Origin of the sequence: Streptomyces sp. NPDC018026 (assembly GCF_044327745.1) — a bacterium.
Taxonomy (GTDB): domain Bacteria; phylum Actinomycetota; class Actinomycetes; order Streptomycetales; family Streptomycetaceae; genus Streptomyces; species Streptomyces rubrogriseus.
The window spans coordinates 440,782-462,476 of record NZ_JBIRFY010000006.1 but is presented as its reverse complement, the minus strand read 5'-3'; the positions used below and the strand labels follow the sequence as shown (position 1 = coordinate 462,476).

Genomic DNA, 21,695 nt, shown 5'->3' with positions numbered 1-21,695 from the left:
GTCGGCCTAGGACCCGTCCCGGGAGCGGCGTCCGATCTTCGATCCCAGCCAGACCAGCGGGTCGTACTTGCGGTCCACGGCCCGTTCCTTCAGCGGGATCAGCGCGTTGTCCGTGATCCGGATGCCCTCCGGGCACACCTCCGTGCAGCACTTGGTGATGTTGCAGTAGCCGAGGCCGTGCTCGTCCTGGGCCGTGCGGGAGCGGTCCAGGCCGGTGTCACCGGCGGCGTCCAGCGGGTGCATGTCCAGCTCGGCGACGCGCATGAGGAAGCGCGGGCCCGCGAAGGCGGGCTTGTTCTCCTCGTGGTCCCGCACGACGTGGCAGGTGTCCTGGCACAGGAAGCACTCGATGCACTTGCGGAACTCCTGCGAGCGGTCCACGTCCTCCTGCATCATCCGGTACTCGCCGGGCCCGAGATCGGCGGGCGGCACGAAGGCCGGGACCTCGCGGGCCTTGGTGTAGTTGAACCCGACGTCCGTCACCAGGTCCCGGATCACCGGGAAGGCGCGCAGCGGAGTGACGGTGATCGTCTCCTCCCGGCTGAACACGGACATGCGGGTCATGCACAGCAGCCGCGGCCGCCCGTTGATCTCCGCCGAGCACGAACCGCACTTGCCCGCCTTGCAGTTCCAGCGCACCGCGAGGTCGGGGGCCTGGGTGGCCTGGAGGCGGTGGATGATGTCGAGGACCACCTCGCCCTCGTTGACCTCGACCGTGAAGTCGGCCAGGCCGCCGCCCTCCACGTCGCCGCGCCACACCTTGAAGCGGGCCTCGTAGCCGCTCATTCGGACCGGTCCTCCAGTTCCTCGTCGGCGAGGTACTTCACCAGCTCCTCCTTGTCGAAGAGGGCGAGCAGGTCGGGCCGGATGGGCTCGGTGGTCTGCCGCTCCAGGGCGATCCGGCCGCGCTCCGGGTCCGTCGCCGCCGGGTCGCCCGCGAGGTCGCCGCCCGCCGGGTCGGCCAGCGAGCAGAGCAGGTTGGCCGGGCGCCAGCGCCGGTCCATCGACGGATGGTCCTCGCGGGTGTGCCCGCCGCGCGACTCGGTGCGCTCCAGCGCGGCCCGTGCCACGCACTCGCTGACCAGCAGCATGTTGCGCAGGTCCAGGGCGAGGTGCCAGCCCGGATTGAACTGCCGGTGCCCCTCCACCCCGGCCCGGCGGGCGCGCACCCGCAGCTCCGCCAGCTTCTCCAGGGCCTGCTTCATCTCCGCCTCGCGGCGGATGATCCCCACCAGGTCGTTCATGGTCTGCTGGAGTTCCTGGTGGAGGGTGTACGGGTTCTCCGGCGGGCCCGCGTCCGGCTCCTGCGCCTCGGCGGAGAACGGCCGCAGGGCCTCCGCGGCGGCCGCGTCGACCTGGGCGTCCTCGACCCGGGCGCGGGCGCCCTCCTCAGTCCGCCCCGCCGCGTACTCGGCCGCGTACCGGCCCGCCCGGCGCCCGAACACCAGCAGGTCGGACAGCGAGTTGCCGCCCAGCCGGTTGGAGCCGTGCATGCCGCCCGCCACCTCACCGGCCGCGAACAGCCCCGGCACCCCGCGGGCGGCGGCGGTGTCGGAGTCGACGGCGATGCCGCCCATCACGTAGTGGCAGGTCGGCCCGACCTCCATCGCCTCCGCCGTGATGTCCACGTCCGCCAGCTCCTTGAACTGGTGGTACATCGAGGGCAGCCGGCGCCGGATCACCTCGGCGGACATCCGGGTCGACACGTCGAGGAAGACCCCGCCGTGCGGTGAGCCCCGGCCCTCCTTCACCTCGGCGTTGATCGCGCGGGCGACCTCGTCGCGGGGCAGCAGCTCGGGCGGACGCCGGTTGTGGTCCGGGTCGTCGTACCAGCGGTCGCCCTCCGCCTCCGACTCGGCGTACTTCTCCTTGAAGACGTCGGGGACGTAGTCGAACATGAACCGCTTGCCCTCGGAGTTCCGCAGCACCCCGCCGTCCCCGCGCACCGACTCGGTGACGAGGATGCCCTTGACCGAGGGCGGCCAGACCATGCCCGTCGGGTGGAACTGCACGAACTCCATGTTGAGCAGCGGCGCCCCGGCCAGCAGCGCCAGGGCGTGGCCGTCGCCGGTGTACTCCCACGAGTTCGACGTCACCTTGAACGACTTGCCGATGCCGCCGGTGGCGATCACCACCGACGGCGCCTGAAGGACGAAGAAGCGGCCGCTCTCGCGCTCGTAGCCGAAGACGCCCGAGACCTTCCGGTCCTCCTGGAGCACGCGGGTGACCGTGCACTCCTGGAAGACCTTCAGCCGGGACTCGTGGTCCCCGGTCTCGCGGAAGTCCTCCTGCTGGAGCGAGACGATCTTCTGCTGGAGGGTGCGGATCAGCTCCAGACCGGTGCGGTCGCCGACGTGGGCGAGGCGCGGGTACTCGTGGCCGCCGAAGTTGCGCTGCGAGATCCGGCCGTCCTTCGTCCGGTCGAACAGCGCGCCCCAGGTCTCCAGCTCCCACACCCGCTGCGGAGCCTCCTGGGCGTGCAGCTCGGCCATCCGCCACTGGTTGAGGAACTTGCCGCCGCGCATGGTGTCGCGGAAGTGGACCTGCCAGTTGTCGCCCGCGTTGACGTTGCCCATGGAGGCGGCGATGCCGCCCTCCGCCATCACGGTGTGCGCCTTGCCGAACAGCGACTTGCAGATCACGGCCGTACGGGCGCCCCGCTCGCGGGCCTCGACGGCGGCGCGCAGCCCGGCACCGCCCGCGCCCACCACGACGACGTCCCATTCCTGCCGGTCGACCACGGACATCAGAAAGCCTCACTCATCAGAAGAAGCGCGGATCGTCGAAGACACCGGACGCGACCAGGTACACGTAGAAGTCGGCGAGCGCCACGCTCACCAGCGACGCCCAGGCCAGCTGCATGTGCCGGGCGTTGAGCCGGCCGACCAGCTGCCACGTCCGGTAGCGCACGGGATGCCGCGAGAAGTGCTTGAGCTTGCCCCCGACGATGTGCCGGCAGGAGTGGCAGGAGAGGGTGTACGCCCAGATCAGCGCGATGTTGGCGAGGAAGACCAGGGTGCCGAGCCCCATGTGGCCCCAGGCGTAGTGCTCGTCGCGGAAGGCGAGCACGGTGTCGTAGGTGAGGATCAGCGCGACCAGGAGGGCCGCGTAGAAGAAGTACCGGTGGACGTTCTGCAGGATCAGCGGGAAGCGGGTCTCGCCGGTGTACTTCTGGTGCGGCTCGGCCACCGCGCAGGCCGGCGGGGAGGCCCAGAAGCCCCGGTAGTAGGCCTTGCGGTAGTAGTAGCAGGTCAGGCGGAAGCCGAGCGGGAAGATCAGGATGATGATCGCGGGGGAGATGCCCCACCAGGTGCCGAAGAGTTCCCAGTTGGGCCCCGAGCGCATCGGCTCGCAGTTCTCCGCCAGACAGGGGGAGTAGAAGGGCGAGACGTACGGTGCCGCGTAGTAGTCGGCGTTCGCGAAGGCCCGCCAGGTCGAGTAGACGACGAAGGCCAGCAGGCCCGCGGCGGTGGCGGCCGGTGCCAGCCACCAGCGGTCGGTGCGCAGGTGCGGGGCGCGGATGGCGGCGCGCGTCGGGGTGTGGACGCCACCGCCCGGGGGACGGTCTTCGGTGGCTGGCGGTTCGGTACCAGTGGCCACTGGGCGGCTCCGGTCGGTCGGGTCGGGTTGAGGGCCTTTCTCGAGTCCCCGGAACAGGCCCTAGGGGGCGTGGCGGTCGCGGGCGCCGAGACCCTCGTCGTCCGAGTCCGTCCACAGCGAGCCGTCGTACGGCGTGTCGGGGATCGGGACGAGGTCCGGACGCCTGGGCGCCTCCGGCGCGGCGGCCGCCGCCCGCAGCAGCGCGACGCTCTCGCGCAGGTGGTCGGCGTCGGTGCGGACCCGGCGGACTTCCAGGTCGCCGCTGCCCAGCTGCTGTTCCAGCCGGGTCACCGTCCTGGACAGTTCGTCCAGGCTGCGTTGCGCCGATGACAGATCGTCGTGGACGGACAAGACGTGACCTCGCTTCCGTCGGACACGGCAGCGGGCCGCCGGCCTTGGGGGGCTACGTTCATGCGCCTGAGAGTGTCGCGCGTCACACCAGCCGCTGGGAAGGGATGTGCAGCGATTGGCCGGGGCGTGTCGGTGCACCGCGGGCGGCATTGCGCCGCACGGGTGACCTTACGCACCGTCGCCGCCGTGTCTCCGAGCGTGGCGGAACCGTTTCCCCTTCAGTGGCCGCATCCCCGTCCGGATACAAATGATCAACTTGAATACCGCACATACGGCAAATACGGCACAACGCGGCGAACGCGGCCTTCCGGAGGTAGCAGAGATGTCCCACGCAGGCGTCGGACCGCGCGCGGTCATGCGTTCGGTCGCCTTCCTCACCGCGGGCGTCCTCGCGGTCCCCGCGCTGGCCGGCTGCACCTCCGAGGACCCGGCCGGCAAGCCGCTCGCCGAACAGGACGTCGCCGCCGCGGCCCGCGCCAGGATCTCCGACGGCGGCACCCTGCGCTGGGCCGTGGACTCCGTACCGGACACGCTGAACGCCTTCCAGTCGGACGCCGACGCCACGACGACCCGCGTCGCGCAGGCCGTGCTGCCCTCCATGTACCGGACGGACGAGACCGGCAGCCCGGTGCGCAACCCCGACTACCTGGAGTCGGCCGAGGTCGTCGACACCGAGCCCAAGCAGGTCGTCGTCTACAAGCTGAACCAGCAGGCCGTCTGGAGCGACGGCCGGGAGATCGGCGCCGCGGACTTCGCCGCCCAGTGGCGCGCCCTGTCCGGCAAGGACAGCGCCTACTGGACCGCCCGCAACGCGGGGTACGACCGCATCGAGAAGGTCGAGCGCGGTGCGAACGACCTGGAGGTCAAGGTCACCTTCAGCCGGCCCTACGCCGACTGGAAGGCCCTGTTCACGCCCCTGTACCCGAAGGACGTCACGGGCACCCCGGACGCCTTCAACGACGGCGCGCGGCGGGCGCTCAAGGTCAGCGCCGGGCCCTTCGCCGTCAAGAAGGTCGACACCAAGGGCGACAAGGTGGTCCTCACCGGCAATCCGCGCTGGTGGGGCGAGCCGGCGAAGCTGGACGAGATCGTGCTGCGGGCCGTCCCCCGCGACGAGCGGGTCGCCGAACTGGTCGCCGGCAAGCTCGACCTCGCCGAGATCGACCCGGAGACCGCCGACGAGGTCACCCTGGCCGCCGGTCCCCGGCATCCCGCCACCGGCACCCCGCTCATGGGCCCCGGGGGCACCCCGGCCGCCGGCGCGCAGGGCAGGTCCGCCGCACAGGCGCTGCGCTCCTGGGCCATCGCCAACGGCTCCGACGAGGAGGCCGCCGAGGAGGAGGTCCTCGCCCGCGAGGAGCGCAGCGAGGCCGAGGCGAAGGCCCGGCGCCGGCAGCAGGCCCTGAGCGGCTTCGAGCTGCGCAAGTCCCTGGAGCCCGCCTACACCCAGCTCGCCCTCAACGGCGCCGACGGTCCCCTCGCCGACGAACGCGTCCGCAGGGCCGTGGCCCGCGCCCTGGACCGCGAGGAGCTGGCCGAGGCGGTGCTCAAGCCGCTCGGCCTGCCCGCCGAGCCCGTGGGCAGTCACCTCGCGCTGTCCGGCCAGCCCGCCTACGCCGACGGCAGCGGCGCCCTCGGCGAGCAGAACGCCAAGGAGGCCCGAGCCCTGCTCGCGGACGCCGGATGGGTCCCCGGCGGTCCGGTGAAGAAGCAGGACGGCGAGGAGGCGGCCGGCGCCGAGAAGGACAAGGCCAAGGACAAGAACGAGAACGCGGACGAGGACAAGAAGGACGAGAAGAAGTCCGAGGGCGGCGACGACGGCACGTACATCGTCGGCGAGGACAACAAGAACGACGACGGTGACGACGCCAAGGACGGCGCCGACCGGGAGAGCGGCGAGAAGCACAGCAGCGGCAAGAACACCGCGCAGGGCGGCGCACCCGGCGCCTACGCCCCCAAGGGCACCGCGGCTCCGGCCGGCGCGGCGGCGGCCCCGCTCGCCAAGGACGGCAAGGCGCTCACCCTCCGCTTCGTGCTCCCCTCCGGCCCCGGCTCCGGGACCCTGCGCACCGTGGCCGACCGCATCACGGACATGCTGAAGGAGATCGGCATCGGCACCAAGATCACCAAGGTGCCGGACGAGAGCTACTTCAAGGACCACATCGCCGCCGGCGAGTACGACCTGGCCCTGTACTCCTGGCCCGCCTCCGCGTTCCCCGCCACCGACGCCCGCCCCATCTACGCCAAGCCCGTCCCGGCCGCCGACGGTTCCCTGAACGTCGCCCAGAACTACACCCGGGTCGGCACCGACCAGGTCGACCAGCTCTTCGACCGGGCCCTGGCCACCCTGGACCAGAAGGAGGCCCGGGACCTGCTGCGCAAGGCCGACTCGCGGATCTGGGCCGCGGCCGGCTCCGTTCCCCTCTACCAGCGCCCCCAGCTGACGGCGGCCCGCAAGAACCTCGCCAACGCGGGCGCCTTCGGTTTCGGGACCCCGGTCTACGAGGACATGGGCTTCCTCAAGAAGGGCGCCCAGGGCTCCCGCCCCACCGCCCCGTCCTCGTCCTCCGCCTCGCCCTCCCCCTCGTCCTGAACCCTCCCGGCAAGCCGCAGCCCCCGGGGCCCCGTACCATTGGGTGAGGCCGTGGCATGTACCGCCCGGCAGGCCCGCGTGACACGGACGTCCGCGACGGCCGTCCTCACACCCTCCGGGAGTAAGCCACTTATGGCCGCGTCTACAACGCGTCACGACATCCGCAACGTCGCCATCGTCGCCCACGTCGACCACGGCAAGACCACCATCGTCGACGGAATGCTGAAGCAGGCCGGTGCCTTCGCCGCGCACCAGCTCGAAGGCGTCGACGACCGCATGATGGACTCGAACGACCTGGAGCGTGAGAAGGGCATCACGATCCTCGCCAAGAACACGGCGGTGAAGTACCACCCGAAGGATGGCGGCGACGTCATCACCATCAACATCATCGACACCCCCGGCCACGCCGACTTCGGCGGCGAGGTCGAGCGCGGTCTGTCGATGGTGGACGGTGTCGTGCTGCTCGTGGACGCCTCCGAGGGCCCGCTGCCGCAGACCCGGTTCGTGCTGCGCAAGGCGCTCAGCCAGCGGCTGCCGATCATCCTGTGCATCAACAAGACGGACCGCCCGGACGCCCGCATCGACGAGGTCGTCAACGAGACCTACGACCTCTTCCTCGACCTGGACGCCGACGAGGAGCAGATCGAGTTCCCGATCGTCTACGCCTGCGGCCGGGACGGCATCGCCTCCCTCACCAAGCCCGAGGACGGCACGGTCCCCTCCGACTCCACCAGCCTGGAGCCGTTCTTCTCGACGATCCTGGACTACATCCCGGCGCCGACCTACGACGAGGACGCCCCGCTCCAGGCCCACGTCACCAACCTGGACGCCGACAACTTCCTCGGCCGCATCGCGCTGCTGCGCGTCCACCAGGGCGAGCTGAAGAAGGGCCAGACCGTCGCCTGGATGAAGCGCGACGGGTCCGTGCAGAACGTGCGGATCTCCGAGCTGATGATGACCGAGGCGCTCACCCGCAAGCCCGCCGAGAAGGCCGGCCCCGGTGACATCTGCGCGGTCGCCGGCATCCCGGACATCATGATCGGCGAGACCCTGGCCGACGTGGAGAACCCGGTCCCGCTGCCGCTGATCACGGTGGACGAGCCCGCGATCTCCATGACCATCGGCACCAACACCTCCCCGCTGGTCGGCCGCGGCGCCACCGGCAAGGGCGCCGACAACAAGGCGGTCGTCAAGGACCGCAAGGTCACCGCCCGCCAGGTCAAGGACCGCCTGGACCGCGAGCTGATCGGCAACGTCTCGCTCCGCGTCCTGGACACCGAGCGCCCGGACGCCTGGGAGGTGCAGGGCCGCGGTGAGCTGGCGCTGGCCATCCTGGTCGAGCAGATGCGCCGCGAGGGCTTCGAGCTGACCATCGGCAAGCCGCAGGTGGTCACCAAGGAGGTCGAGGGCAAGACGTACGAGCCCGTCGAGCGGATGACGATCGACGTGCCCGAGGAGCACATGGGCGCGGTCACGCAGCTGATGGGCGTGCGCAAGGGCCGGATGGACAACATGTCCAACCACGGCTCGGGCTGGGTCCGCATGGAGTTCGTGGTGCCGTCCCGCGGCCTGATCGGATTCCGGACGGAGTTCCTCACCCAGACCCGGGGCACCGGCATCGCGCACTCCATCCACGAGGGCCACGAGCCCTGGTTCGGCACCCTCACGACCCGTAACAACGGCTCGCTGGTCGCCGACCGCTCGGGTGCCGTCACCGCGTTCGCGATGACCAATCTCCAGGAGCGCGGCGTGCTCTTCACGGACCCCGGCACCGAGGTGTACGAGGGCATGATCGTCGGCGAGAACTCCCGCGCCGACGACATGGACGTGAACATCACCAAGGAGAAGAAGCTCACCAACATGCGGTCGTCCTCGGCCGACTCGTTCGAGGCGATCGTCCCGCCGCGCAAGCTCTCCCTGGAGCAGTCCCTGGAGTTCTGCCGCGACGACGAGTGCGTCGAGGTGACCCCGGAGGCCGTCCGGATCCGCAAGGTGAACCTGGACGCCCGCGAGCGCGCCCGCGCCGCCAGCCGGGCCAAGCACGGCTGACCCCACCGCACGCCGGACGGCACCGGACACCACGGCTCACGTGGGGTCCGGTGCCGTTTGGCGTAAGAGCGGGACGCGGGGTAGGGAAAACCCTCGATTTCCCGGCGGGGCGGCGCGGGGCGGCCAGGGCCGCACTAACCTGCGCGGAAGCACTCCGCCCGGAGCGCCGGCGGGCAGCCCCGTCCGGTGGCCGGGCGGCCGGCGCCGACGGACGTGCCGGGCGCGGGACATACCTGCGGGTCAGCTTGCACCTCGTGCACGTTACGCGCAATCAATTTCTGTCGCGCGGACGTCCGTTATACGGACGGTCACCACCGTTAGATGTGTAACAAGTCCGTTTCGCAGCGATCTCGTACCAAACCCTTTGTCCGGATTTTGAAAGATCTGGCCCCTATCTGTGATCGAACCGAGACCTCGAACCTGTGGTTCGTTCCCCGGAGGATGGCAGATAGTTAGGCGCGTAGAGCTCGGATAAACGGGTCACGCGCTGACGGGGCGCAGGCTCGCGAGCGTGAGGGCGCGCGACGATCTCATCATCGGCCGATGGCCGGAATGTGTCGTGTGCTCCTCTTTGCGGTGAACCAGCGGATTCATGAGGAGGAACCCATGCGAGGTGCCACAAGCGCCATATGGGTCGCGTCGTCCCCGATGGCAGGTGTAGGCCCCGCGGGTGCGTTCAGTGCCGTCACGGTTGATACGGCAGCGGCCCGGCGTCGCGAACTTCCTTGACGTCGTGTGCTGTCGGTCGGTAGCCGCCGACCGCGAGCCAGGGTTCTCCCGGGGGCGGTCCCGCCCCTCCGTCGTTGTTCCCCTCGCGCGCTGCGGAAGACGTACGCCGTGCGAAGGCCGTCGGCCGCGTGCACTCCCGACGACCTCCTACCTGTGAAATGGACGAATCATGACGAGTCCAATCGAGATTGAGGGTGCTGAAGCCTCTTCCGTCTTGGACAAAGAGAGCGCGCCGCAGGGCGACGCCCCGAAGCCCAAGGAGCCGGAAGGGCGCAAGCCCGGCCAGTTGATGTGGGCGCGCTTCAAGCGCGACCGGGCCGGTGTGATCTCTGCCTGCGTCGTCCTGTTCTTCTTCGTGATCGCGGCCGCGGCGCCGCTGATCTCGAAGGTCTACGGCAAGGACCCGTACACGCTGTACGGGCAGGAGAACCCGGACCTTCTGGACATGTTCACGATGCCCGCCGCGCCGTTCGGCGGCATCGACGGCGACTTCTGGTTCGGCATCGAACCGGGCCTGGGCCGCGACGTGTTCACCCAGCTGCTGTACGGCATGCGCAACTCGATGGCCACCGCGCTGGCGGCGACCATCATCATGACCGTGCTGGGCGTCCTGATCGGCCTCGCCGGCGGCTACTTCGGCGGCAAGATCGACTACTGGCTCGGCCGGATCACCGACTTCTTCATGGCCCTGCCCAGCCAGCTGTTCTTCGTCGCCGCGATGCCCGTCATCACCACGGTGTTCGTCGCTCCGGACAAGGAGACGCCGACCTATGTGCGAGCCTCGGCGATCATCATCGTGCTGGCCTTCCTGGGCTGGATGAGCATGTCCCGCATCGTCCGGGGCGCCACGATGTCCCTGCGCGACCGGGAGTTCATCGAGGCGGCGCGCATCTCCGGGGCCTCGCCCTGGCGCATCATCCGCAAGGAACTGCTGCCCAACATCGTCACCCCGACGCTGGTACAGGCGACGCTCACGCTGCCGAGCACCATCCTCAACATCGCGTTCCTGTCCTTCGTGGGCGTGGGGTACGTCGAGCCCACCCCGGACTGGGGACGGATGTTCTCCATCGGCGCCAACATCGTCGAGCAGGATCCGTACTACATGCTCTTCCCCGGTGTGGCCATGGTGATCTTCATTGTGGCCTTCAACCTCCTCGGTGACTCGGTGCGGGACGCCTTCGATCCCAAGGGAAACCGCTGAGGCCAAGGGGGACCCCCCACATCCTCGCCCGGCCGGTTCGGCGCCGCTCAGCCCGGCTCCGGCCACGTACCAGCAGTGCTCACTACTCACAGGCAGGTGGATTCGTCCTCATGAGCATTCTCCGTAACCGCACCGCGACGGCCGCGATAGTCGCAGTCGCCGCCGGCGCCCTGACCCTCACCGCCTGCGGTGGTGGCGACAGCAACGGCTCCGCCAAGGACAACAGCAAGAAGAAGGAGGACGCCAAGTCGCAGTCGAAGCCGGTCCAGATCGGCGACGCGCAGGCGTCCACCGGCCCGGCCCCCGAGGTCCCCGGCGCCAAGCCCGGCGGCACCGCGACCGTCTACCAGGAGGCGGACTTCTCGCACCTGGACCCGGGCCAGATCTACGTCTCCGACGGCAAGCTGCTCAGCCGCCTCATCTTCCGCGGTCTGACCCAGTACAACGAGGACGAGAACGGCAACCTGACCGTCGTGGGCGACCTCGCCACCGACGCGGGCAAGGCGTCCGACGGCGGCAAGACCTGGACGTACACCCTGAAGGACAACCTGAAGGACGCGAACGGGAACCCGATCAACTCGGCGGACATCCGCAACACGGTCGAGCGCCTGTACTCGAACTACATCACCGACGGTCCCACGTACCTGCAGCAGTGGCTGTCGGGTGACGGCACCACCTACCGCGACGCCTACGGCGGTCCGGACAAGGGCAAGCACCTGCCCGACAACGTCCTGGAGACCCCGGACGACAAGACGATCGTCTTCCACTTCAAGGTCGCCCGCCCCGACCTGCCGCAGATGCTGACCATGCCCGGTTACAGCGTCGTCCCGGAGGAGACGGACACCAAGGAGAAGTACGACTCCGCCCCCGTCGCCGTCGGTCCGTACAAGATCGCCGAGTTCAAGCCCGGCAAGTCCATGAAGCTGGTCAAGAACACCCAGTGGGACCCCAAGTCCGACTCGGTGCGCCACCAGTACGTCGACGGTTTCAACATCGAGATGAACCACGACGACGAGGACCAGACCAAGACCCTCCTCGCCGACCAGGGTGGCGCCAAGAACGCCATGATGTTCACCGGCCAGGTCGCCACGACGCAGCTCCAGAAGGTCGTCGGCGACAAGGACGCGATGAAGAACCGCACGATCCAGGGCTACGCCCCCTACGTGTGGCAGCTCAACTTCAACCTGGACCGCGTCAAGGACAAGAAGCTCCGTGACGCGATCACCCTGGCCCTGCCCTCGGCCGCGGTCTTCAAGGCCGACGGCGGTGCCTACGGCGGTGAGGTCGCCAACTCGCTGATGTCGCCCACCACCCCGGGCTACGACGAGTCGTTCGACCCGTTCAACCGTGCCAAGAAGCCGAACGGCGACATCGAGGCCGCCAAGAAGCTGATCAAGGAGGGCGGCTTCGAGGGCAAGAGCCTCGTCTACGCCTACGGCAACACGCCGACCCGTCAGCAGCAGGCCGTCCTGATCGCCGACGCCCTGGAGAAGATCGGTCTGGACATCCAGAAGAAGGAGATCGACTCCGCCACCTGGTACGAGCAGGTCGGCAAGGTCAAGAACGGCTACGACCTGTACATGACCGGCTGGGGCCAGGACTGGCCGTCCGCCTCCACGGTCATCCCGCCGGTGTACGACGGCACGCAGATCCAGGACGGCGCGTCGAACTACTCGCACATCAACGACGACCACGTCAACTCGGAGATCCAGCGCATCCAGCAGATCACCGACACGGCCGAGGCCACCAAGGCGTGGGCGGAGCTGAACGAGTACATCTCCAAGGAGGTCAACCCGGCCGCCCCGATCTACTACACCAAGGTCTTCCAGATCTTCGGTTCGAACATCGGCGGCATCCGCTACAGCTCGGACTCGAGCTACGTGGACGTGACCCGGGTCTTCCTCAAGAAGTAACCCGCACGGTAGGGAATCCGGTGGTGGGCGCGCGGCGGAGCGCCCCCACCGGGCCCGGATCCGGTCCACACCTCCCCATCCGACTGCCGCAGTCCTGAGAGCAGCTGTCTGCCATGCTTCAATTCCTCATTCGCCGGTCCTTCGGCGCGGTGCTGATCCTGGTGTTGATCAGTGCCTTCACCTTCTTCATGTTCTTCGCGATCCCGCAGGACCCGGCATTGCTGGCCTGTGGCAAGAACTGCACTCCGGACGCGCTGGAGATCATCCACAAGAACCTGGGCCTCGACCAGCCGGTCACCGTCCAGTACTGGCACTTCCTGGCCGGCATCTTCACCGGGCGGGACTTCGCGGTGGGCCACTGCGACGCCCCCTGCTTCGGCGTCTCCTTCGCGAACAACCAGAACGTCTGGGACACGATCCTGGACCGCTTCCCGCTGACCGTCTCGCTGACCGTCGGCAGCCTGGTCGTCTTCCTCGTCGTCGGTCTCGGAGCGGGCCTGCTGGCCGCCAAGTACCGCGGCTCCTGGATCGACAAGGTCTTCACCTCGGGTTCGCTGGTCATCAGCTCCCTGCAGATCTACTTCCTCGGCCCGCTGGTGCTGCTCCTGCTCGTGTACAACACGGGCTGGCTCGAGAAGCCCAAGTACGTGCCGTTCTCCGAGGACCTGGGCGGCTGGTTCATGGGTCTGCTGATCCCATGGCTGGTGATGGCGACCATCTTCACCGCCCAATACACCCGTATGGGCCGCTCGTCGATGATCGAGCAACTCCAGGAAGAGCATGTGAAGGCGGCCCGTGCCAAGGGCATGTCGGGCAACTACACCTTCTTCCGCTACGCCTGGCGCGGCTCCCTCGTCCCCATCGTCACCATCCTCGGTATCGACCTGTCCTCGCTCATGGGCGGCGGCATGGTGACCGAGCTGACGTTCGGCCTGGCCGGTGTCGGCCGGCTCGCGCTGGACTCCGTCACCAACAAGGACCTGCCGATGCTGATGGGCGTCATGCTGGTCAGCGCCGCGCTCATCATCTTCTTCAACCTGATCGTGGACGCCATGTACGCAGTCATCGACCCGCGCGTGCGCCTGTCCTAGGAGAACCACCGTGACCACTCAGACCAAGCCCGAAGCGGCCCCGGCCGCCGCCGCGGGGGACGCGTTTCTCTCGGTGCGCGACCTCAAGGTCCACTTCTCCACCGAGGGCGGCGTCGTCAAGGCGGTGGACGGTCTCTCCTTCGACCTGGAGCGGGGCAAGACCCTCGGCATCGTCGGCGAGTCCGGCTCCGGCAAGTCGGTGACCAACCTGGCCGTCCTCGGCCTGCACGACCGCCGCAAGACCGCGGTCGACGGCTCGATCACGCTGGACGGCCAGGAACTGACCGACGCCAGTGAGAAGCAGCTGGAGAAGCTGCGCGGCAAGAAGATGGCGATGATCTTCCAGGACGCGCTGACCGCGCTGTCGCCGTACTACACGGTCGGCCGGCAGATCGCGGAGCCGTTCATGAAGCACAACGGCGCGTCCAAGAAGGACGCCCGGGTGCGCGCCATCGACCTGTTGCAGAAGGTGGGCATCCCGCACCCGCACAAGCGGGTCGACGACTACCCGCACCAGTTCTCCGGCGGTATGCGCCAGCGCGCCATGATCGCCATGGCCCTGTCCTGCAACCCCGACCTGCTGATCGCGGACGAGCCCACCACGGCGCTCGACGTGACCGTCCAGGCGCAGATCCTCGACCTGCTCAAGGACCTGCAGCAGGAGTTCGGCTCCGCGATCATCATGATCACCCACGACCTGGGCGTGGTCGGCAACATGGCCGACGACATCATGGTCATGTACGCGGGCCGGGCCGTGGAGCGCGGCACGGTGCGCGAGGTGCTCAAGTCCCCGCAGCACCCGTACACCTGGGGTCTGCTGAGCTCGATGCCGAACCTCACCTCCGACGTCGACGAGCCGCTGATGCCCATCCCGGGATCGCCGCCCTCGCTGATGAACCCGCCCTCCGGGTGCGCGTTCCACCCGCGGTGCGGCTTCACCGACCTGGTCTCCGGCGAGCGCTGCTCGGGCGAGCGTCCGACGCTCCCGAACGGCCGCGCCGCCGCCTGTCACCTGACGGGCGACCAGCGGCAGCAGGTGTTCATCGAGAAGATTCAGCCCCGGCTGGGCTGAGCGGAAACCGGCGACTGGGGCATCACCATGAGCGACAACAGCAAGACCACCACAGCGGTGGCCGACGACTTCCCGCAGCAGCGGGACGGCGACACCGCGCCGCTTCTCAAGGTCAGCGGCCTGTCGAAGCACTTCCCGATCAAGGGCGGCTTCCCGATCAAGCGCACCGTCGGCCACGTCAAGGCTGTCGACGGCGTGGACTTCGAGGTCTTCCCGGGCGAGAGCCTCGGCCTCGTCGGGGAGTCCGGCTGCGGCAAGTCGACCACCGGCCGGCTGCTGACCCGGCTGTACGAGCCGACGCAGGGCAGGATCGAGTACCGGGGCAAGGACATCACCCGGGCCAACCGGCGGGAGCTGGCGCCGATCCGGTCCGAGATCCAGATGATCTTCCAGGACCCGTACGCGTCCCTGAACCCGCGGCAGACCGTCGGCACGATCATCTCGGGCCCGATGGAGATCAACGGGATCAACCCGCCCGGCGGCCGGGAGAAGCGCGTCCGGGAGCTCCTGGAGATCGTCGGTCTCAACCCGGAGCACTACAACCGCTTCCCGCACGAGTTCTCCGGCGGCCAGCGGCAGCGCATCGGCGTGGCACGGGCCGTCGCGCTGCAGCCGAAGCTCATCGTCGCCGACGAGCCGGTCTCGGCCCTCGACGTGTCGATCCAGGCCCAGGTGGTGAACCTGCTGCAGGAAGTGCAGCGGGAGATGGGCATCGCGTTCGTCTTCATCGCCCACGACCTGGCGATCGTGCGGCACTTCTCGCAGCGCGTCGCGGTGATGTACCTGGGCAAGATCGTGGAGATCGCGGACCGCGACTCGCTCTACAACCGCCCCCGTCACCCGTACACGCACGCCCTGCTGTCGGCCGTGCCCGAGGCGGACCTCGACGCCGACAAGAAGGAGCGGATCCGGCTCGAGGGCGACGTGCCCTCGCCGATCTCGCCGCCCTCCGGCTGCCGGTTCCGCACCCGGTGCTGGAAGGCGCAGGACAAGTGCGCCACCGAGGAGCCGCCGCTGGTGCAGCTCTCCGGGAACCGGGAGGGCCACCTGACGGCCTGCCACTTCCCGGAGGCGGGCTCGACGGAGGCCAGGGCCGAGGACATCGTCATGGACCCGGGCCTGAAGGCGATGGAGGACGGCGCCGACGGCGCCGCCGTCTCCAAGGGCTGACCGGCCCACGAAGGCAGCCGGGAAGGGCGGCGGCGGGAGCGGGACTCCCGCCGCCGCCCTTCCGCATGCCGCCACACCTCCCGCACCCGTCCGGAGGACACCGGCAACCCGTACGGACCGTACGGGTGTGCGCCCCCGAGTACGCCCCTCGAAGCTGGACCGGAACGGACCAGCGGACGAGTCAGGGCACGAGGAGGCACTCCATGCGCGGAGCCACGCACGCCAAATGGGCCGCTTGCGCGGCGGCGGTAGTCCTCGCGGCGACGGCCTGCGGCGGCGGGGGCGGGGACGGGGGCAGCGGCGGGGGCAGCGGCGGCGTGCTCAGCTCCTCCTGGGGCGACCCCCAGAACCCGCTGGAGCCGGCCAACACCAACGAGGTGCAGGGCGGCAAGGTCCTCGACATGATCTTCCGGGGACTGAAGAAGTACGACCCCGAGACCGGCGAGGCGCAGAACATGCTCGCCGAGAAGATCGACACCTCCGACTCGCAGAACTTCACCGTCACCGTCAAGGACGGCTGGACCTTCAGCAACGGCGAGAAGGTCACCGCCCAGTCCTTCGTGGACGCCTGGAACTACGGCGCGAGCCTCAAGAACAACCAGCGCAACGCGTACTTCTTCGCCTACATCGACGGCTACGACAAGGTGCACCCCGAAAGCGGCTCGCAGAGCGCCGACACGCTCTCGGGACTGAAGGTGACCGGCCCCCTCACCTTCACGATCAAGCTCAGCCAGAAGTTCTCCACGTTCCCCGACACCCTCGGCTACCCGGCCTTCGCGCCGCTGCCCAAGGCGTTCTTCGACGACCACGACGCCTGGCTGAAGAAGCCGATCGGCAACGGCCCCTACCAGGTCGACAACTACACCCGCGGCTCCCAGATGTCCCTGCGCAAGTGGGACGACTACCCCGGCCCGGACAAGGCGCAGAACGGCGGCGTGGACCTCAAGGTCTACACCGACAACAACACCGCCTACACCGACCTGATCGCGGGCAACCTCGACCTGGTCGACGACGTCCCGGCCTCCCAGCTCAAGAACGTCAAGAACGACCTCGGCGACCGCTACATCAACACCCCGGCGGGCATCATCCAGACCCTCGCCTTCCCGTTCTACGACAACGACTGGAGCAAGCCAGGCTCGGAGAAGGTCCGCAAGGGCCTGTCCATGGCGATCGACCGCAAGCAGATCACCGACACGATCTTCCAGAACACCCGCACCCCGGCCACCGACTGGACCTCACCGGTCCTCGGCGAGGACGGCGGCTACAAGCCGGGCCTGTGCGGGGACGCCTGCGAGTACAACGCCGAGGAGGCCAAGAAGCTGGTCAAGGAGGGCGGCGGACTCCCCGGCGGCCAGGTCAAGATCACCTACAACGCCGACACCGGCTCCCACAAGCAGTGGGTCGACGCGGTCTGCAACTCCATCAACAACGCCCTGGACAACGACCGCGCCTGCGCCGGCAACCCGGTCGGCACCTTCGCCGACTTCCGCAACCAGATCACCGACCAGAAGATGAGCGGCCCCTTCCGCGCGGGCTGGCAGATGGACTACCCGCTCATCCAGAACTTCCTTCAGCCGCTGTACTACACCAACGCCTCCTCCAACGACGGCAAGTGGTCCAGCGAGAAGTTCGACGACCTCGTCGACCAGGCCAACGCCGAGACCGACACCGCCAAGGCCGTCGGCCTCTTCCAGCAGGCCGAGGAGGTCCTCAGGGACGACATGGGGGCCATCCCGCTCTGGTACCAGAACGGCAGCGCCGGCTACTCCGACCGGCTCTCCAACGTGAAGCTCAACCCGTTCAGCGTCCCGGTCTACAACGAGATCAAGGTCGGCTGAGGGGGCGCCATGGGACGCTATGTCGTCCGGCGGCTGCTCCAGATGATCCCGGTCTTCATCGGGGCCACGCTGCTGATCTTCCTGATGGTCAATGTGATGGGCGACCCCATCGCGGGCCTGTGCGGGGACCGGGAGTGCGACCCGGCGACGGCCGCGCAGCTGCGGCACGAGTTCGGCCTCGACCAGCCCGTGTGGCAGCAGTACGCCACCTACATGGGCAACGTCTTCACCGGCGACTTCGGCACCGCCTTCAACGGCCAGCCGGTCACCGAGCTGATGGGGACGGCGTTCCCGGTCACCATCCGGCTCACCATCGTCGCGATCCTCTTCGAGATCGTCGTCGGCATCGTCCTCGGCGTCGTCACCGGCCTGCGCCGCGGCCGCCCCGTCGACACCGGGGTGCTGCTGCTGACCCTCGTCGTCATCTCCGTCCCCACCTTCGTCACCGGCCTGCTGCTCCAGCTGCTGCTCGGCGTCAAGTGGGGCTGGATCGACCCGGCCGTCTCCTCCGAGGCGGCCTTCGGCGAGCTGATCGTCCCCGGCCTGGTGCTCGCCTCGGTCTCGCTGGCCTACGTCACCCGGCTGACCCGCACCTCCATCGCCGAGAACCGGCGCTCCGACTACGTCCGCACCGCCATCGCCAAGGGCCTGCCCCGCCACCGGGTCATCACCCGGCACCTGCTGCGCAACTCCCTCATCCCCGTCGTCACCTTCATCGGCACCGACATCGGCGCCCTGATGGGCGGCGCCATCGTCACCGAGCGGATCTTCAACATCCACGGCGTCGGCTACCAGCTCTACCAGGGCATCCTGCGCCAGAACACCCAGACCGTGGTCGGCTTCGTCACCGTCCTGGTCCTCGTCTTCCTCGTCGCCAACCTCGTCGTCGACCTCCTGTACGCCGTACTCGACCCGAGGATCCGTTATGCCTGACCAGGAGCCCTACGAGCCCGAACGCGCCATCGCCGGCACCGGCATGGGCGGCACGATGGACCTCGGCGCGAGCGAGGCGGTCACGCTGGAGCAGCCGCCGGGCCCGGACGGGGCCGACCCGCGCGACAAGCCCCGCAGCCTGTGGTCCGACGCCTGGCACGACCTGCGCCGCAACCCCGTCTTCATCATCTCCGCCCTGGTGATCCTCTTCCTGATCGTCATCTCCCTGTGGCCCTCCCTCATCGCCTCCGGCAGCCCGCTCAAGTGCGACCTGTCCAAGGCCCAGGAGGGCTCGCAGGCCGGTCACCCCTTCGGCTTCAACGGCCAGGGCTGCGACGTCTACACCCGCACCGTCTACGGCGCCCGCACCTCGGTCGCGGTCGGCATCCTCGCCACGCTCGGCGTCGCGCTCCTGGGCAGCGTCCTCGGCGGCCTCGCTGGGTTCTTCGGCGGCGGCGGGGACGCGGTGCTGTCCCGGATCACCGACATCTTCTTCGCCATCCCGGTCGTCCTGGGCGGCCTCGTCCTGCTCTCCGTCATCACCAGCAACACCATCTGGCCGGTCATCGGCTTCATCGTGCTGCTCGGCTGGCCGCAGATCTCCCGCATCGCCCGCGGCGCCGTCATCACCGCCAAGCAGAACGACTACGTGCAGGCGGCCCGGGCGCTCGGCGCCTCCAACTCCCGCCTCCTGCTCCGCCACATCGCCCCCAACGCCGTCGCCCCGGTCATCGTCGTGGCGACCATCGCGCTCGGTACCTACATCTCCCTGGAGGCGACCCTGTCCTTCCTCGGCGTCGGTCTCAAGCCGCCCAGCGTCTCCTGGGGCATCGACATCTCCTCCGCCGCCCCCTACGTGCGCAACGCCCCGCACGCGCTGCTGTGGCCCTCCGGAGCCCTCGCCATCACCGTCCTGGCGTTCATCATGCTCGGCGACGCGGTGCGCGACGCCCTCGACCCGAAGCTGAGGTGAGCGACCGCATGCTGCTCGAAGTGCGCGACCTGCACGTGGAGTTCCACACCCGGGACGGCGTCGCCAAGGCCGTCAACGGCGTCAGCTACGGCGTGGACGCGGGCGAGACCCTCGCGGTGTTGGGCGAGTCCGGCTCCGGCAAGTCCGTCACCGCACAGACGATCATGGGCATCCTGGACGTCCCGCCGGGCCGGGTCACCGCGGGGGAGATCCTCTTCGAGGGCCGGGACCTGCTGAAGCTGAAGGAGGACGAACGGCGGAAGGTCCGCGGCGCCGAGATGGCGATGATCTTCCAGGACGCGCTGTCCTCGCTGAACCCCGTCCTGACCGTCGGCGCCCAGCTCGCCGAGATGTTCACCGTGCACCGCGGCATGTCCCGCAAGGACGCCCACGCCAAGGCCGTCGAGCTGATGGACCGGGTCCGCATCCCGGCCGCCCGGGAGCGGGTGCGGCAGTACCCGCACCAGTTCTCCGGCGGCATGCGCCAGCGCATCATGATCGCCATGGCGATGGCCCTGGAACCCAAGCTGATCATCGCCGACGAACCGACCACCGCCCTCGACGTCACCGTCCAGGCCCAGGTCATGGACCTGCTCGCGGAGCTCCAGCGCGAACTGCGCATGGGGCTCATCCTCATCACCCACGACCTCGGCGTGGTCGCCGACGTCGCCGACAAGATCGCGGTCATGTACGCGGGCCGGATCGTGGAGACGGCCCCGGTCCACGACATCTACAAGGCCCCGGCCCACCCGTACACCCGCGGCCTGCTGGAGTCGATCCCGCGCCTGGACCAGAAGGGCCAGGAGCTCTACGCCATCAAGGGACTGCCGCCCAACCTGACCCGCATCCCGCCCGGCTGCGCCTTCCACCCCCGCTGCCCGATGGCCCAGGACGTCTGCCGCACCGACGTACCGCCCCTCTACGACGTCACCGAGTCCGACGCCGAGCGGGGCAGCGCCTGCCACTTCTGGAGGGAGTGCCTGCATGGCTGAGACCACGGAGCCGATCCTCGAAGTCCGCGGCCTGGTCAAGCACTACCCGCTGACCTCCGGCATCCTCTTCAAGAAGCAGGTCGGCGCGGTCAAGGCCGTGGACGGCGTGGACTTCGAACTGGCCCGCGGCGAGACCCTCGGCATCGTCGGCGAGTCCGGCTGCGGCAAGTCCACGGTCGCCAAGATGCTGGTCAACCTGGAGCGGCCGACGGCGGGGGAGATCCGCTACAAGGGCGAGGACATCACCCGTCTGTCGGGCCGGGCCCTGAAGTCCGTCCGCCGCAACATCCAGATGGTCTTCCAGGACCCCTACACCTCCCTCAACCCCCGCATGACCGTCGGCGACATCATCGGCGAGGCCTACGACATCCACCCCGAGGTGGCCCCGAAGGGCGACCGGCGGCGACGGGTCCAGGACCTGCTGGACGTGGTCGGCCTGAACCCGGAGTACATCAACCGCTACCCCCACCAGTTCTCCGGCGGCCAGCGCCAGCGCATCGGCATCGCCCGCGGCCTGGCACTGCGCCCGGAGATCATCGTCGCCGACGAACCGGTCTCGGCCCTCGACGTGTCGGTCCAGGCCCAGGTGATCAACCTGATGGCCCGGCTCCAGGACGAGTTCGACCTCTCGTACATCTTCATCGCCCACGACCTGTCGATCGTCCGGCACATCTCGGACCGGGTCGGCGTGATGTACCTGGGCCGCATCGTGGAGACCGGCCGGGACGAGGAGATCTACGATCACCCCACGCACCCCTACACCCAGGCGCTGCTGTCCGCCGTACCGGTGCCCGACCCCGAGGCCCGGGAACACCGCGAGCGGATCATCCTGTCCGGCGACGTCCCGTCCCCGACCAACATCCCCTCGGGCTGCCGCTTCCGCACCCGGTGCTGGAAGGCGCGGGAGCGGTGCGCGCTGGAGGTACCGGCCCTGGCCGTCCCCGCCGAGTTCCGCTCCGTCTCCGGGCCCGCGGCGCACGACTCCGCCTGCCACTTCGCGGAGGAGAAGCAGGTGGTGCCGCCCGAGGAGCCAGGCCCGTCCGCGCCGTCCGAGGAGCCAGGCCCGTCCGTGCCGCCCGGGCCGCCCAAGTCGCCCAAGTCGCCCAAGTCGCCCGGACCGCACGGCGCGCACCGGGAGGACGGCGAAGGCGCATGACGCGGCGGTGCGGCGGGCCGGGCGACCGGGCCCC

16 protein-coding genes are annotated in these 21,695 nt (G+C 69.1%); 12 read left to right on the top strand and 4 right to left on the bottom strand.

What is annotated here, in order from left to right; translation table 11 throughout:
- Nucleotides 1-6: 6 nt before the first annotated feature.
- From ACH4D3_RS21780 to ACH4D3_RS21765, 4 genes are read right to left on the bottom strand one after another with little or no spacing between them, the layout of a single operon-like run.
- A complete protein-coding gene (locus tag ACH4D3_RS21780) occupies nt 7-786 on the bottom strand; it encodes a succinate dehydrogenase/fumarate reductase iron-sulfur subunit (protein WP_398324255.1) in 780 nt (259 codons plus the stop codon).
- Nucleotides 783-2,747 (bottom strand): fumarate reductase/succinate dehydrogenase flavoprotein subunit, encoded by a 1,965-nt coding sequence (locus ACH4D3_RS21775; RefSeq protein ID WP_398324253.1) that lies wholly within the window; start codon nt 2,745-2,747, stop codon nt 783-785. The genes ACH4D3_RS21780 and ACH4D3_RS21775 overlap by 4 nt, the downstream gene beginning before the upstream one ends.
- 16 nt (nt 2,748-2,763) lie before the next feature.
- Nucleotides 2,764-3,600, bottom strand: coding sequence for a hypothetical protein (locus ACH4D3_RS21770; protein ID WP_398324251.1), 837 nt, complete (start codon nt 3,598-3,600; stop codon nt 2,764-2,766).
- A gap of 60 nt (nt 3,601-3,660) precedes the next feature.
- The gene (locus ACH4D3_RS21765; protein WP_398324249.1) at nt 3,661-3,951 is read right to left on the bottom strand and encodes a hypothetical protein; all 291 of its coding nucleotides are present in this window, start codon (nt 3,949-3,951) and stop codon (nt 3,661-3,663) included.
- Between the two features lie 322 nt (nt 3,952-4,273).
- Between ACH4D3_RS21765 and ACH4D3_RS21760 the strand changes: the two genes are divergently transcribed.
- The 12 genes from ACH4D3_RS21760 (at nt 4,274) to ACH4D3_RS21705 (ending at nt 21,661) form a co-directional block, all read left to right on the top strand.
- Nucleotides 4,274-6,544 (top strand): ABC transporter family substrate-binding protein, encoded by a 2,271-nt coding sequence (locus tag ACH4D3_RS21760; protein WP_398324247.1) that lies wholly within the window; start codon nt 4,274-4,276, stop codon nt 6,542-6,544.
- Nucleotides 6,545-6,676: 132 nt separating this feature from the next.
- Nucleotides 6,677-8,593 (top strand): translational GTPase TypA, encoded by a 1,917-nt coding sequence (gene typA / locus ACH4D3_RS21755; RefSeq protein WP_398324245.1) that lies wholly within the window; start codon nt 6,677-6,679, stop codon nt 8,591-8,593.
- 898 nt (nt 8,594-9,491) lie between these two features.
- On the top strand, nt 9,492-10,523 hold the full coding sequence (locus ACH4D3_RS21750; RefSeq protein ID WP_398324243.1) for an ABC transporter permease: 1,032 nt from the start codon (nt 9,492-9,494) through the stop codon (nt 10,521-10,523).
- Between the two features lie 110 nt (nt 10,524-10,633).
- A complete protein-coding gene (locus ACH4D3_RS21745) occupies nt 10,634-12,436 on the top strand; it encodes an ABC transporter substrate-binding protein (RefSeq protein WP_398324241.1) in 1,803 nt (600 codons plus the stop codon).
- Between the two features lie 113 nt (nt 12,437-12,549).
- On the top strand, nt 12,550-13,527 hold the full coding sequence (locus ACH4D3_RS21740; protein WP_115744033.1) for an ABC transporter permease: 978 nt from the start codon (nt 12,550-12,552) through the stop codon (nt 13,525-13,527).
- A 10-nt stretch (nt 13,528-13,537) separates the two neighbouring features.
- On the top strand, nt 13,538-14,599 hold the full coding sequence (locus ACH4D3_RS21735; protein WP_398324239.1) for an ABC transporter ATP-binding protein: 1,062 nt from the start codon (nt 13,538-13,540) through the stop codon (nt 14,597-14,599).
- A gap of 27 nt (nt 14,600-14,626) precedes the next feature.
- On the top strand, nt 14,627-15,769 hold the full coding sequence (locus ACH4D3_RS21730) for an ABC transporter ATP-binding protein (protein WP_398324238.1): 1,143 nt from the start codon (nt 14,627-14,629) through the stop codon (nt 15,767-15,769).
- Between the two features lie 203 nt (nt 15,770-15,972).
- Nucleotides 15,973-17,607, top strand: a complete 1,635-nt coding sequence (locus tag ACH4D3_RS21725; RefSeq protein ID WP_398324236.1) for an ABC transporter substrate-binding protein — start codon at nt 15,973-15,975, stop codon at nt 17,605-17,607.
- A 9-nt stretch (nt 17,608-17,616) separates the two neighbouring features.
- The gene (locus tag ACH4D3_RS21720; RefSeq protein ID WP_102930859.1) at nt 17,617-18,540 is read left to right on the top strand and encodes an ABC transporter permease; all 924 of its coding nucleotides are present in this window, start codon (nt 17,617-17,619) and stop codon (nt 18,538-18,540) included.
- The gene (locus tag ACH4D3_RS21715) at nt 18,533-19,513 is read left to right on the top strand and encodes an ABC transporter permease (protein ID WP_398324235.1); all 981 of its coding nucleotides are present in this window, start codon (nt 18,533-18,535) and stop codon (nt 19,511-19,513) included. Before ACH4D3_RS21720 ends, ACH4D3_RS21715 begins: the two co-directional genes overlap by 8 nt.
- A gap of 8 nt (nt 19,514-19,521) precedes the next feature.
- Nucleotides 19,522-20,505 (top strand): ABC transporter ATP-binding protein, encoded by a 984-nt coding sequence (locus ACH4D3_RS21710; protein ID WP_398324233.1) that lies wholly within the window; start codon nt 19,522-19,524, stop codon nt 20,503-20,505.
- Nucleotides 20,498-21,661: an ABC transporter ATP-binding protein gene (locus tag ACH4D3_RS21705; RefSeq protein ID WP_398324231.1), complete on the top strand. Its 1,164-nt coding sequence runs from the start codon at nt 20,498-20,500 to the stop codon at nt 21,659-21,661. Before ACH4D3_RS21710 ends, ACH4D3_RS21705 begins: the two co-directional genes overlap by 8 nt.
- Nucleotides 21,662-21,695 lie beyond the last annotated feature (34 nt).